Raw genomic sequence first — 13250 nt, 5'->3', positions numbered from 1 at the left:
ATCATGCAAGGAACAGTAACTAGCGTATCAAAAGCTCGAGTTGGTGAGCGTTTTGAAGAACTAGTCTCAAAACATCCACTGTGGCAAAACCCACTTCTAGTGGCATGTTCTAAGAACGAATTAAGTCTTAAAGACTATGGCTACTTAATTGCTCAACACTTTTACTATTCAAGAGGGTTTACACGACTATTGTCAGCCCTAATGATGCAGTGTGACGATGATAAGTTCAGAGCTGAGCTTTCTCATAACTTATGGGAAGAAGCTGGCGAAGAAAATATGGAAGAGCGCCATTCAAATTTACTACGTAAAATGATGAATGATGTTTTTGATATTGCAAATCCAGACGGAACCGATTTTAAAACCTACACCGTGACGTATTTTGACGAGTGCCTACGTTTTCTTAAAAACACGAATAGCATCGGTGCTGCGGCATTCCTTGGTTGGGGTACTGAAGGGGTTGTTGCCAATATTTATGAATATTGGTTCGAAGGCCTAAAAGGTTTAGGTGTAGAAGAAGAAGCGCTACGTTATCTAAGTCTACACATGGAGTGTGATGATGAGCACGCAGAAGTTATTGAAAATATCGCACTATCACAGTGCAATGATGATGTGTCTTCACATGCACAAGAGATTGAGGCAGCGATCAACAAAGCGCTCGATTTGCGTGACGAGTATTTCCGTGCAATCTACCAAGATATTACGACAGCGAAGATTGAACCGCTAGTATCGGCTATTTGTGGTAAGCAACCGTACTATAAAGTTGAAGATGTGCCTTCGTTTAGTAGCTCATTAACGCAAAATAGCGGTGTGAAGTTATATAGCAACCAACAACAAGATGATGGCATTAACTTTGAAGTAAGCCGTTTTAATATTGGTTGTGAAGTGATGGACCCAAGGTTACTTGAGATCCCTGAAGGCTGTCGCAACGAGTGTCATAAGCATGCTCACGAATCAATGTTCTATGTTGTATCAGGCGAGGGTCGAGTGCATATTGCTGATGAGCATATTGAAGTGTCAGCAGGTCAACTTGTTTACGTACCACGCTGGGTTGATCACTATAGTGAAAACACCGGAGAGGGTAAACTGACTATTCTTGCAATCACCGACTTTGGTTTGACTAAACACTTTCCAAATAACACTGACTTTAGCTATAGAAAAAAGCAACAAGAACAAGTTGCTTAATTATTCCAAGTTCTGGTTAGTTAGGCTCAGAGTCAAGGGTGCTTGCACTCTGAGCTACTCATCCTTTCGTTTTTTGACTATTTATTACTGTTGACTTGCAGTTTTTTCAACTTCTCACTCATTCAAGTACATATATAACGTTGCACGTTGTTTGTAGCTTTTTGATTATTATTAATTTTTTCTTTTTCTCTTCACATTCTCATGACTTTTTTTAGCGTGCAATTAAGGTTGCATCTGATGCAATCATAGTTTGACGTATTTTGTATTTTAATCATTGTTAAACTGGTTAATAATGTGTTTTAAGGAATGTTCATAATGTTACAACAAGGTTGCATTTCGCTATTTTATCTTATGGTTTTCTCTATTTTATTGAGTATTTTAAAACACTCAATAGGTGGTAAATAGCAGCGTAAAACCCCGTGTAATAACTAATACCAACAGTTCTTTATAAGGCAAAAAACGAAATAACAAAGTAAGGAGATGTTTTTGTTATTACTTTTTTACCTTTCTCGTCACACAAAGAAAGTTGGAGCCATGGTGCACTGGGTGGGCAATACCATTGCAGTAAATGATTAATGAGCGTTTTCCTGTAGTAAGTTGCGTCGGATGTTCATAAAGAGGGGAAGTATGGATAAGTATAATAAAGTACTAAACGGGGTCGGAGCTGAAAATCTAATTATTGATAGAGATGAAGACTTCAAAGCCTGCATCTTAGCTAAAAATGAAGAGCTTGCGAGTATTATTCAAGGTGAAACGGGAACAGGTAAAGAAGAGTTTGCTAAATTAGTGCATCGCAAACGTATTTATCTGCAAGGAGAAGAGGTTCCTTTCGTTTCTGTTAACTGTGCAAACTTTAATAACGAATTATCGTTATCGCTTTTATTTGGTCATGTGAAAGGTGCCTTCTCAGGGGCTGAAAAGAGCACAGATGGCTTTATCGCAGAAGCAAACGGTGGGATTTTATTTTTAGACGAGATCCACACCTTGTCTATCGAGACCCAGCAAAAATTACTGCGGGTACTCAATGATGGTTCTTATAGCCGTCTAGGAGATACCAAAACGCTCTACTCTAAATTCCAAGTTATCGCTGCGACGACTAAAGACTTGGATGAAGAAGTTGAAAAGGGCACTTTTTTAATGGATTTAAGGTTTCGGTTACTGGGCATCGAGTTAACCATGAAGCCACTGCGTGAACGCAAAGACGATATTCCTAAACTGATTGATGTTTTCCTTAAAAATAAGGACATTATGCTCAGTCCTGCACAATATACTGAGTTAGTCAGCTTATGTAAGAAGTATTATTGGCAAGGCAACATTAGACAGCTTTTTGGGGTTTTGAACGCCTGGATTGCGATGTGCGATGGTAAAGTGAATATTGCTTATTTTCCACAATATAACAACATGCTAAAACCATCAGCAGTGTCTAAAAGTGACAAAGGTGGGTATGGCAAAGTCATGTCGGTATTAGAGCGTGCTATTAGCCTAGATATCTCCTTTTCCGAAGCAATAGAAGAAGTTGAATGCTTCATTATCGAAGAAGCAATGGGTCTCAATCCCAGCGTTTCTGACGTTTATCAAGGTTTACAGCTAAGTAGAAATAATTTTTACGTAAAAAGACGAAAGTACGGCTTAACGTAATAAAAGACCAATCAGCCTTAATACTTGCTCAATTTGAAGGAGTAAATCTGACGCTAACAGCGTGCTCGACAAGATTTTCTCGCCTCAAAATAGACTACTTACTTAAGACAATTGGTATAAATCACTTTCTGAGGTGGCAGACAGTTACGCCGCCTCTGCACTTCTTTATAACCGCTGTTCTTTGGCTTAAATACGCGCTATCACTTTTACCAAATTCGTTTTAAGGCTGCTGTATCTTTGCAGTCCGTGCTACACTCCTGCCGTTTGTAATTTGGCCGTCGTGATTTGCCCATCATCGTACTGAGTGAGTTTTACTCATTATCTCGATGTACAAAGTCGATGCTCAAATTTAAGAGCCTGATATTCGTATAATGAACGCTAACCCATTTTGTCTGATGCTTGCTCAACTTGAGGGCGTAAAATAGTCGCTAATGATGTAAAAAGTTGCTTATTTGGCATAACCAAATAGTCAAACTTTTGCTGTGTTATCGATAAAATTGTCTTACCTCAAAATAGAGCAGTTAATGAGGCAAATTGGCATAAGCTATGGTGTGGAGTAAAGCTTATATGCTGTTAATGATCGATAACTACGATTCTTTTACGTACAATTTAGTACAGTACTTTCAACGTTTGAATATTGAAGTATTGGTTAAGCGTAATGATGAACTTAGCATCGCTCAAATTAAGCAGCTTCGACCAAAGTATCTAGTGTTGTCTCCAGGACCTTGTACGCCGAATGAAGCAGGTATATCACTGCAAGTAGTGGAACAGCTTCAGGGCAGTTTGCCTATTCTGGGGATCTGTTTAGGTCATCAGACAATTGCGCAAGCGCTAGGAGGTAATGTGCGCCGTGCCAGACAAGTCATGCACGGTAAAACTTCTCTTGTATATCACAATAATAAAGGGGCATTTAACGGGCTTCCTTCGCCTTATGAAGTCTGCCGATACCATTCACTTATTGTAGAAAAAAACGCCTTGCCAGCAACGCTTGAAGTGAGCGCATGGACACAGTCCCCAGAGGGTAAGTTTGATGAAATTATGGGACTTGTCGCACCAGATAGGGCGCTTGAAGGAATACAATTTCATCCTGAAGCAATCTTGACCGAGCATGGGTTGGCATTACTTGATAACTTCCTAAAACGCTTCTAAAGTTTAAACAAAACCAGCTCTGTTTTGTAATTGTGCAAATAATCTGCACGCTTGAGGTCGTGTGGGTATAATACCAATTTGACTTAATACTTGCTAAATTTGAAGGAGTAAATCTGACGCTAACAGCGTTAAAAATTTCTTATTTAGAACAACTAAATAGCAAAATTTTTGCCTTGTTATCGACAAGATTTTCTCGCCTCAAAATAGACCACTTAATTAAGAAAATTGGTATAAGCTTGGAGATGATGTTTCTGTCAGTGCTTTAAGATACGCACAATAAAACTTTAATATTGCCTTTAGTGGTATAATATCGAACAATACGACTATCTGTTGAGTGCTAAACTCATTGTTTCCTTTAGATAAGTAGCATGCATGACGCAAGAAAATAAGCAAATTAGAATGGCACAAGCGCTTTCTGAGCGCGCCCATGACCTTCTTATCAGCCTTAACTTTGCCCAAAAGCAAATCGGCTATATCCATACTTTTGATATTAGTTATGGAGAAAATATTGCCCAGCGTACCATGCTTGAGGTGGAGATTGCTGCGGCTGCAAAACGACAGGAAAGCAGTACGACTCATCATAAATACATAGCTAAAGCAAGTAAGCACTTACATTCAGTTATTGAAGAGGCAATTGCAAAACAATTACATGATCTTGATACCATTTACCATGAAGTGGTTGGCATTCAAGATTCGGTTCCTGCCATTTTTGATATTTTGGCCGTGCGTTCAGCGTCAGTAGGGCGATTAGAACCACTCGTAAATGATCTCAGTTGGTTAGGGCGAGAGCTTGTATCTTTGGTGAATTTGCCGCAGTATCGCAAGAAAAATAGCAAAGGCACATCGATTAAAGTCGATACCCCTGCGCTGGCACTGAGGTATTTGGGCTTAGAAAACCTGCAAATGGTGATCCCGACGATGGCGGTGAGGCACTGGATGCCCCATGCAACAGAACCGTTTGGCTTAATGAAGCGTAAAATGCGGGAGCTAAGTATGAGCACTGCAATTGCAGCAAAGGAGCTTGCCCCATTTTTTGGTGTTAAAGAACAACATGCCTTTACCTTGGGAATGCTACTTGAACTGGGCAAAATTGCGTTAGTCAGACTGTATTTACGTACTTTTGAAAGAGTATGGCAAGCCAAAGTACAAATTGCCCGTGATAAAAAGCAAAAAGATCTACATACCGCGCTAATGGAGCTATCTCCAGATCCCCTATTTTTGCGTAACTTGCTGTTAGAACACTCCGCAGATATATCTCGAAAACTAATAGAGAAAATGGAGCTGCGTTACCTTCCCTTTAATGCGGTAATGGAAGAGTATTCGCAAACTTATTTACCAAAATCGCATAAAAAAATAGCGGATCCGTTACCACTGACACAAGTGATGCAAAAAGCCTATGGCTATGCTCAAATGCTTGTTTTAAAAGACAGTCAGTTGATAGAAGATGACGAAGCTGAGATTTTACTCAGTCACCTAGAACTCACTGAAGAAATGCGTCAGCAATTGGCAAAATGTGCATTCCATAACCTTCAGTTGACGATTTTGTAAAAAAAAACGGAATTTTTTTTGCGACTATTCATTCAGAACCTAACCTTTAATGATCAGTGCAAGGCTGCATCATGCTTGCTTTGCCCTGAATATCAGCCCTAAATAGTTATTCACTTGAGTTGAGAATATATGTTAAACCCTTGAATGCAAAGGGCTGGGAACATGCTATAAGTGAGACAAATGGCGCTTTTTCTGAAATAATGAGCGTATGAATTTTGTGCCATCAAGGGGCGGGTCAAAATACATAGCACCTAATTGGTGTGAATAAATATCCTATCAAGCGGTGGCAATGCGCCAACCTTCAAACGGAATGACTCCTTGTTTGCACTTTCACTCACCAAATATGAGGAAATAAAATGACTATCAATCGTGAATTGTTTGACGACGTAATGGTACCTAACTACGCACCTTCTGCTGTGATCCCAGTAAAAGGCGAGGGCTCTCGCGTGTGGGATCAAGAAGGTCGTGAATACATCGACTTTGCTGGTGGTATCGCAGTTAACTGTTTAGGTCATTGTCACCCAGCTTTGGTGGGCGCATTAAAAGAGCAAGGCGAAAAAATCTGGCATTTGTCTAATGTAATGACTAATGAGCCTGCACTACGTCTTGCGAAAAAGCTTACTGATGCAACATTTGCAGAAAAGGTCTACTTCGCCAACTCTGGTGCAGAAGCGAACGAAGCGGCACTAAAACTTGCGCGCCGTTGGGCACTTGACAAGTTCGGTGCTGAAAAATCGCAAATCATTTCATTTAATCAAGGTTTCCACGGCCGTACATTCTTTACGGTTACTGTGGGTGGTCAAGCTGCGTATTCGGATGGTTTTGGTCCAAAGCCTGGCGATGTAGTTCACACAAACTACAACGACTTAGCAGCGTTTGAAGCTCTTATCTCTGACAATACTTGTGCAGTGATGATGGAACCGCTACAAGGTGAAGGTGGCATTATTTCACCAACCGCTGAGTTTGTTAAAGGTGTGCGTGAACTATGTGATAAACACAACGCGCTACTTATTTTTGACGAAGTACAAACTGGTGTTGGTCGTACAGGTGAACTATACGCATACCAAGGCTTAGGGGTAACACCAGACATTCTAACCACAGCTAAAGCACTAGGTGGTGGTTTCCCTATCGGGGCAATGATCACGACCACTGAAATTGCAGTGCACCTAAAAGTAGGTACTCACGGTTCAACATACGGTGGTAATCCATTAGCTTGTGCGGTTGCTGAAGCTGCATTTGATACCGTTAACACAACAGAAGTGCTTGACGGTGTAAAAGCAAAAGAACAGCTTTTCCGTGAATTACTTAATGACATCAACGAAAAGTACAACGTATTTAGTGAAGTACGTGGTAAAGGTCTATTGCTTGGTGGCGTAGTTACTGAAAAGTATCAAGGCAAAGCAAAAGAGTTCTTGGTTGAAGGTATCAAACAAGGCGTGATGTCACTTGTGGCTGGTGCAAACGTGGTACGTTTTACTCCATCTTTAGTTATTCCTGATGCTGACATTCGCGAAGGAATGGCACGCTTTGAAAAAGCGGTTGCTGCGGTAGTTGCTAACAACGCCTAATACTGATTGCAAGGTCACCTTTTGGTGGCCTTGTTGTTATCCACATTTTTGAGGAGTAAGCGGGCTCATGATGATCCTTCGCCCAATCCAAGAAAGCGATTATCCAGCGCTTTTAAACATTGCTCATGAATCAGGCCACGGTTTTACCTCTTTGCCTGTTAACGAAGAGCTATTACAGAAGAAGATTGCACGTTCAGTTGCTTCATTTGGTAAGCAAGCAGACAAGCCTTTTGATGAAGGGTATTTATTTGTATTAGAAGATACAGAAACTGGCGAGGTGGTTGGTACCAGTGGTATCGAAGCTGCGGTTGGTTTGGATGATGCGTTTTATCATTACCATCTGAGCAAAGTGATCCACTCTTCTCGCACGCTGAATGTTTACAAAGCAGTGGATATTTTAACGCTATGTAATGATTACACTGGCGCAACGGAACTATGCACGCTGTTCTTAAAGGATGGTTATCGTAAGGGAAGCAACGGCAAACTCTTATCTCGCTCTCGCTTTATGTTTATTAATCAACATCGTGCGCGCTTTGCCGAAACCGTGATTGCAGAAATGCGCGGCGTGTCGAATGAACAAGGTGAAAGTCCATTTTGGCAGTGGCTTGAAGAGCATTTCTTCTCTATGGACTTCCCAACTGCTGATTACCTCACGGGTATTGGCCAAAAGGTCTTTATTGCAGAGCTAATGCCAAAATACCCAATCTACGTCAACCTGCTCAGTGAAGAAGCACAAGCGGTGATTGGTGAGGTACATGACAATACTCGCCCTGCGATTGAGCTATTAAAGAGTGAAGGTTTCACCTTTAACGGTTACGTTGATATTTTTGACGCAGGCCCTACTGTTGAAGCCAAAGTGAGCAATATTCGCACGGTATGCAATAGCGAAAAGCGCACAGTGAAAATAGGCGATAGTCAAGGTGGATTCCCTGTTATGGTCGCAAATGATAAACTTGTGGACTATCGCGCAGCGGTCATAGAGTTAACTTTGTCTGATGACAATGAGATAACGCTTGCTCCACATGTTGCTGCGGCGCTAAAAGTAGAAGAAGGCGATCAAGTAAGCCTAGTGAAGATTTAAGATTGGGAACAGATTATGACAACACATGCAGCACAACTAATTAACGGTGAGTGGATTGCAGGACAAGGCGAAAGCTTTAGCTCTGTAAACCCAGCAAACAACGACGTAATTTGGACAGCAAACGCAGCAACAGCAGCGCAAGTTGATAGCGCAGTAAAAGCAGCACGTGAAGCTTTCTATTCATGGAGCGACATGAGCTTTGCAGCGCGCTTAGAAATTGTTAAGCGTTTTGCTGAAGTACTAAAAGAAAATAGCGAAGAGTTGGCTATCGCAATTGCTAAAGAAACGGGCAAACCACTTTGGGAAACTCGCACCGAAGCGGGCGCTATGGTAGGTAAAATCGCAATTTCTGAGAAAGCTTATCAAGAGCGTACTGGCGTGGTTGAAAATCCAATGCCTGTTGGTCGTGCAGTTATTCGTCATAAAGCGCACGGCGTGGTTGCGGTGTTTGGCCCATATAACTTCCCAGGCCATCTACCTAATGGTCACATTGTACCTGCGCTACTGGCTGGTAACACGGTTATTTTCAAGCCGTCTGAACTCACACCATACGTTGCTGAGTTAACACTTAAGTACTGGCAACAAGCAGGTCTTCCTGCGGGCGTGATTAACTTAGTTCAAGGTGAAGTTGAAACTGGTAAGGCACTTGCGTCACATGCTGGTATCGATGGCTTATTCTTTACTGGTTCTTCTCGTACTGGTCATTTATTACATGAGCAATATGCAGGCCAACCAGGTAAGATCTTAGCGCTTGAAATGGGTGGCAATAACCCACTCATCGTAAAAGACGTAGCGGATACCAAAGCGGCAGTGCATGACATTATTCAATCAGCGTTTATTTCAAGCGGTCAGCGTTGTACTTGTGCTCGTAAGCTATTCCTTCCGGCAGGTGAGCAAGGTGACATCATCCTTGAGCAACTGATCAAAGCGACTAAAGCGATTAAGGTTGGCAACTTTGATGATGCAGAACAACCATTTATGGGTTCAATGATCTCAAATGCAGCTGCAGCCGGTATGGTAAAAGCACAGCAACAGCTTGTTGAGTTAGGTGGTGAGTCGCTTATTGAGCTGACGCACACAGAAGGCACAGGCTTTGTGACGCCAGGTATCATCGAATGTACTAACATTGCAGACTTCCCTGATGAAGAACACTTTGGCCCGTTATTAAAAGTATTCCGCTACACAGACTTTGACGCGGCAATTGAAAAAGCAAATGAAACAAGCTTTGGTCTTTCAGCGGGTCTACTCGGTGACAACGAAGCGGATTACGACCGCTTCTTACGCCGTATTCGCGCTGGTATTGTTAACTGGAACCGTCCAATCACAGGTGCGTCAAGCGCTGCGCCATTTGGTGGTATTGGTGCTTCAGGTAACCACCGTGCAAGTGCTTATTATGCAGCAGATTACTGTGCATACCCAGTTGCTTCAGTAGAATTAGAGAAGGTAACATTACCTGCAAGCTTGAGCCCAGGTTTATCTTTAGATTAAAATAGCACTATCAATTTTATTGATAAAAAAGCAGCTTCGGCTGCTTTTTTGTGTCTAGTTGTCTACAAAAGTAGCAATCGAAAAAACTTTCTGCTTAAATCAATAGGAGATGTCTTTGATAGGTTCAGGTGAGCAAAGTATGGTTTTAGATAAACAAGGATATGATGATTTAGTCATGTATTTGACGCAAAATTTAGCCTTGTTTGAGAAGTCCGGGACGGTAGAGCCTGGTGCTCCAACAGTCTTGGAATTGATCGAAGATGTGATTGCTGAAAATGTTATCCGTATTTGCGAGCAACACAGTGAGCTTTCTACAGAGCAGCGTAGCATGATTGTGCGCGAGGTAGACGGCATTGTGTATGACTTGCAAGAGGTACTGTCGAGCGTTGTTGATAGACGTGTCACCATAGAGCAAAAAGAGTTTATTGAGGAATTTGCCGGCTTGGTGAAAAACCTGTTTGACTCAGCGGTATAGGTTGGCACAATTATCGTTAATAGAACCACACTACACTGTAAAGTGAAAAGTGGAATATAAAATACACCGCCTCGTGGCGGTGTTATTGCTTTTATAAAGGATAACTATGTTAGCTTGCGTTAAATGGGTTGAAGGCGATACCTTCATTGGGCGCTCAGCGTCAGGGCACAACGTGGTATTTGATACCGGCGCCGACAGTGCAGCACCAAGCCCAATGGAAATGGTGTTGATGTCAGCTGGCTGCTGCTCGTCGGTTGATGTGGTCAGTATTTTACAAAAAGCGCGTCAGGATGTTACTGACGTCGAGGTAAAGCTTACCGCAGAGCGCGCTCCAAGTGCGCCACGGGTTTTTACAAAAATTAATTTACACTTTGTGGTAACGGGACGAAATGTCTCTGAAAAACACCTAGCAAGAGCCATTAGTTTGTCAGCTGAAAAGTACTGCTCCGTGGCTTTAATGCTTGAAAAAGCAGTAGAAATTACGCATAGCCATGAAGTGATTGAAATTGACGCGAAATAACGCTTTTTCATGGCGTTATTTTCGTATAAAATCCGCGAACTTTTGTTTCTGCAACGCAGATTTTTTGTATTAAGGTGGGTCTATCGTGAACAAGCCCTTTGATAAAATTAAACTCCATGGCTTTAACAACTTAACTAAGAGTTTAAGCTTTAGCATTTACGATATTTGCTACGCCAAGACCGAGCAGCAACGTAAAGAGTATCTAGAATATATTGATGAGCAGTACAGTGCTGATCGTTTGACGGATATTCTCAAAGACGTGACAGATATTATTGGTGCAAACGTATTAAATATTGCACGTCAAGACTATGAGCCACAAGGGGCAAGTGTGACGATTCTAGTATCAGAAGAGCCTGTTGAACAACAGACTTTTGATAGCAACGAAGCACCAGGTCCATTACCTGATTCGGTGGTTGCACACTTAGATAAGAGCCACATTTGCGTGCATACTTATCCTGAAGCACACCCTCATGATGGTATTTGTACGTTCCGAGCAGATATTGAAGTATCAACGTGCGGTATTATTTCACCACTTAAAGCACTGAACTTCTTGATTCACTCGCTAGAGTCAGACGTAGTAACAATCGATTACCGCGTACGTGGTTTTACTCGTGACGTAAATGGCGTGAAGCACTATATTGACCACGCTATTCACTCTATCCAGAATTACATGACGGAAGACACTAAAGATGCCTACCACATGGTAGATGTAAACGTGTATCAAGAGAACTTATTCCACACTAAGATGATGCTTAAGGAAACAGATTTAAATGCGTATCTGTTTGGATTGAGCACCGATGATTTAGACCAAGACGAAGAAGAAGAAATTCGACAAAAGCTAAATCGTGAAATTCAGGAAGTGTTCTACGGTCGTAATTTACCTGAGACGGAATAATCCGTAGTATCAGGATAAGTAACAGTAAAAGGCGCTTTGGCGCCTTTTTTAATGTCTGAAATTCCTTGTTAAGTCATCATATAAGCGCATAGAGCACGACTGTGCCCGCTTATAAGGTGACAATTATAAAATCACTAAGATTCGCTTTCTAATTCCTCATCTGGCGTATCAGGACGCTGACGTTCAACAAAGATAGTGGCCAGTAGGGTGGTGATGACGCAAGCTAAGAGAATAGACTTCAAGTACTCATAACTTTTATAGACCCAGCCCCAACTCCAAAAGGTTTTCGAAGCTTCTTCTGAAACACCAAAAAAAAGATCCATATTGCGAATCAGGTTTTCACCAAATGCTGCTAAATCAACAATAATAAAGGCGAAGAAAATACCATAAAGAATGGGATCTGCATGGGTCATGTAAATAGATTGCCAATTCTCTGGGGTTGTTTTTCGTATATACTTAAGGGATAAACGCACACGATACTTTAGCAATATCATAGTTACTAAGTCCAAAATAAAGTGAGTACCAAAGATAAAGGCGTTATTAAGATATGGAGGGAACTCATTAGGATTATACTTAAGTAAGTAAAGGATCGCCAAGTATTCAACCAATATCATGAATAACAAAATAAAAGTGATGTGCTTAATATTCTCAAGGTTCTTACCAAAAATACTTATGATAAAAATGCTGATTAACCAAATACTATTAATATATAGTTCAAAGCGTATGTATGCTGCTGAAAGCAAAATAGCTGTCACAACTCCAAATAATAAAAAAATCCATGATAACTTCATTGCTTTTCCTGATATCTCCAGCGTTTAGCCTACGCACTCAAGAGTCGGCAGCATGACTCTCAGCTGCCGGTGAGTATATTTGCTCGCCTAGTTGTAAGGCGGCTTTTTATAAACTGCAGTTCGTTTCTCTGTTTCTATTTTGGGGTCTTTGTCTTTATTTGGACCGCTGCCACCCGAAACCATTTTTGTTTCTTTGAGGTGAAGCTGGTAAGTATCTGAAAGTTTATTAGTGGTCTTTTTTAGTAAAAAGCGCATAATGATGTCCTTTCTAAGTTAAGTTTTGCGGTGTTTTGATTACACCCTACTTTACTCTTTAATAAACAAGTTGAAAACATCGTGCAGTAAATATACGTGATACGTAACGTGATTGTTTGATATATGTGATTATAAGGACAAAAGGCTTGGGCATTCATTTGCGGCTACCTTCTTTACTTGGTTTGTCACGTGGGGTTGGGGATTTACGCCAAAGTTTAGCATCATCAATTTTATCTCTAAGCGCTAAAATTTGTTCCCTTAATGGGTTTAGGTTAATCCCACAAGCGTCACACCACACTTCAAAATACTCGTAAGGGAATTTACTGACTCCCTTTTCATAGTTTTCATAAGTGCCGCGCTCTACACCGACTAATTTAGCCATTTCGAGTGTTGTTTTACCGGCCACTTTGCGCATACGGCGCAAGTCATCTGCGGTAAAGCGCTTGTCAAATTTACCCACCAACTCAATCCTTTTTGTTTGCCGCTTGTGCGTTACAAATAGCGCAACGTGCTTTTGCGCTGATTGGTTATATTTATTAGCTTAACCAGGTTGCATTTTTGTATCTAAACAGTAAACGCGAGTTTATCTTAGAAAATTTATTTTTCAAGCTTTGTCAGACCAAAAATGTATATTTTGTTTCACTGTTATTTGCTTCGCAT

The 13250-nt window shown here is 41.2% G+C and carries 13 protein-coding genes; 10 read left to right on the top strand and 3 right to left on the bottom strand.

The window, feature by feature from the left end:
* Nucleotides 1-3: 3 nt before the first annotated feature.
* The 10 genes from HUZ36_RS06955 (at nt 4) to speD (ending at nt 11544) form a co-directional block, all read left to right on the top strand.
* Nucleotides 4-1182 (top strand): iron-containing redox enzyme family protein, encoded by a 1179-nt coding sequence (locus tag HUZ36_RS06955; RefSeq protein ID WP_125252269.1) that lies wholly within the window; start codon nt 4-6, stop codon nt 1180-1182.
* 627 nt (nt 1183-1809) lie between these two features.
* Nucleotides 1810-2820 (top strand): sigma-54-dependent transcriptional regulator, encoded by a 1011-nt coding sequence (locus HUZ36_RS06950; RefSeq protein WP_161972763.1) that lies wholly within the window; start codon nt 1810-1812, stop codon nt 2818-2820.
* A gap of 567 nt (nt 2821-3387) precedes the next feature.
* On the top strand, nt 3388-3969 hold the full coding sequence (locus HUZ36_RS06945) for an anthranilate synthase component II (RefSeq protein ID WP_128732293.1): 582 nt from the start codon (nt 3388-3390) through the stop codon (nt 3967-3969).
* 372 nt (nt 3970-4341) lie between these two features.
* Nucleotides 4342-5517, top strand: coding sequence for an HDOD domain-containing protein (locus HUZ36_RS06940; protein ID WP_176032441.1), 1176 nt, complete (start codon nt 4342-4344; stop codon nt 5515-5517).
* Nucleotides 5518-5873: 356 nt separating this feature from the next.
* Nucleotides 5874-7085: an aspartate aminotransferase family protein gene (locus HUZ36_RS06935; protein ID WP_176032440.1), complete on the top strand. Its 1212-nt coding sequence runs from the start codon at nt 5874-5876 to the stop codon at nt 7083-7085.
* A 67-nt stretch (nt 7086-7152) separates the two neighbouring features.
* Nucleotides 7153-8166 (top strand): arginine N-succinyltransferase, encoded by a 1014-nt coding sequence (gene astA / locus HUZ36_RS06930; protein WP_147391182.1) that lies wholly within the window; start codon nt 7153-7155, stop codon nt 8164-8166.
* A 15-nt stretch (nt 8167-8181) separates the two neighbouring features.
* On the top strand, nt 8182-9654 hold the full coding sequence (gene astD / locus HUZ36_RS06925) for a succinylglutamate-semialdehyde dehydrogenase (RefSeq protein WP_147391183.1): 1473 nt from the start codon (nt 8182-8184) through the stop codon (nt 9652-9654).
* A 139-nt stretch (nt 9655-9793) separates the two neighbouring features.
* Complete coding sequence (locus HUZ36_RS06920) at nt 9794-10129, top strand: DUF3802 family protein (protein ID WP_176032459.1); 336 nt, start codon at nt 9794-9796, stop codon at nt 10127-10129.
* Nucleotides 10130-10235: 106 nt separating this feature from the next.
* Entirely contained in the window at nt 10236-10649 is a 414-nt protein-coding gene (locus tag HUZ36_RS06915; protein ID WP_125252260.1) for an OsmC family protein, read from the top strand.
* An 85-nt stretch (nt 10650-10734) separates the two neighbouring features.
* A complete protein-coding gene (speD, locus tag HUZ36_RS06910; protein WP_125252259.1) occupies nt 10735-11544 on the top strand; it encodes an adenosylmethionine decarboxylase in 810 nt (269 codons plus the stop codon).
* Nucleotides 11545-11678: 134 nt separating this feature from the next.
* Here speD and HUZ36_RS06905 read toward each other — a convergent pair whose 3' ends face one another.
* The 3 genes from HUZ36_RS06905 to HUZ36_RS06895 form a co-directional block, all read right to left on the bottom strand.
* The gene (locus HUZ36_RS06905) at nt 11679-12335 is read right to left on the bottom strand and encodes a hypothetical protein (protein ID WP_176032439.1); all 657 of its coding nucleotides are present in this window, start codon (nt 12333-12335) and stop codon (nt 11679-11681) included.
* Between the two features lie 87 nt (nt 12336-12422).
* Entirely contained in the window at nt 12423-12590 is a 168-nt protein-coding gene (locus tag HUZ36_RS06900; protein WP_176032438.1) for a hypothetical protein, read from the bottom strand.
* Between the two features lie 154 nt (nt 12591-12744).
* A complete protein-coding gene (locus tag HUZ36_RS06895) occupies nt 12745-13050 on the bottom strand; it encodes a helix-turn-helix domain-containing protein (protein WP_176032437.1) in 306 nt (101 codons plus the stop codon).
* Nucleotides 13051-13250: the final 200 nt, after the last annotated feature.

Source organism: Pseudoalteromonas sp. McH1-7 (assembly GCF_013366255.1).
In the GTDB taxonomy this organism is placed as follows: Bacteria; Pseudomonadota; Gammaproteobacteria; order Enterobacterales; family Alteromonadaceae; genus Pseudoalteromonas; species Pseudoalteromonas peptidolytica.
This window is presented reverse-complemented; position numbering and strand designations above follow the sequence as displayed.

Bases quoted from the DNA above. Each gene is read 5' to 3' on its own strand.
- astD (WP_147391183.1), top strand. From the start codon at position 8,182: ATGACAACACATGCAGCACAACTAATTAACGGTGAGTGGATTGCAGGA.
- HUZ36_RS06920 (WP_176032459.1), top strand. From the start codon at position 9,794: ATGGTTTTAGATAAACAAGGATATGATGATTTAGTCATGTATTTGACG.
- HUZ36_RS06950 (WP_161972763.1), top strand. From the start codon at position 1,810: ATGGATAAGTATAATAAAGTACTAAACGGGGTCGGAGCTGAAAATCTA.
- HUZ36_RS06900 (WP_176032438.1), bottom strand. From the start codon at position 12,590: ATGCGCTTTTTACTAAAAAAGACCACTAATAAACTTTCAGATACTTAC.
- HUZ36_RS06905 (WP_176032439.1), bottom strand. From the start codon at position 12,335: ATGAAGTTATCATGGATTTTTTTATTATTTGGAGTTGTGACAGCTATT.
- astA (WP_147391182.1), top strand. From the start codon at position 7,153: ATGATGATCCTTCGCCCAATCCAAGAAAGCGATTATCCAGCGCTTTTA.
- HUZ36_RS06935 (WP_176032440.1), top strand. From the start codon at position 5,874: ATGACTATCAATCGTGAATTGTTTGACGACGTAATGGTACCTAACTAC.
- HUZ36_RS06945 (WP_128732293.1), top strand. From the start codon at position 3,388: ATGCTGTTAATGATCGATAACTACGATTCTTTTACGTACAATTTAGTA.
- HUZ36_RS06940 (WP_176032441.1), top strand. From the start codon at position 4,342: ATGACGCAAGAAAATAAGCAAATTAGAATGGCACAAGCGCTTTCTGAG.
- HUZ36_RS06915 (WP_125252260.1), top strand. From the start codon at position 10,236: ATGTTAGCTTGCGTTAAATGGGTTGAAGGCGATACCTTCATTGGGCGC.
- HUZ36_RS06955 (WP_125252269.1), top strand. From the start codon at position 4: ATGCAAGGAACAGTAACTAGCGTATCAAAAGCTCGAGTTGGTGAGCGT.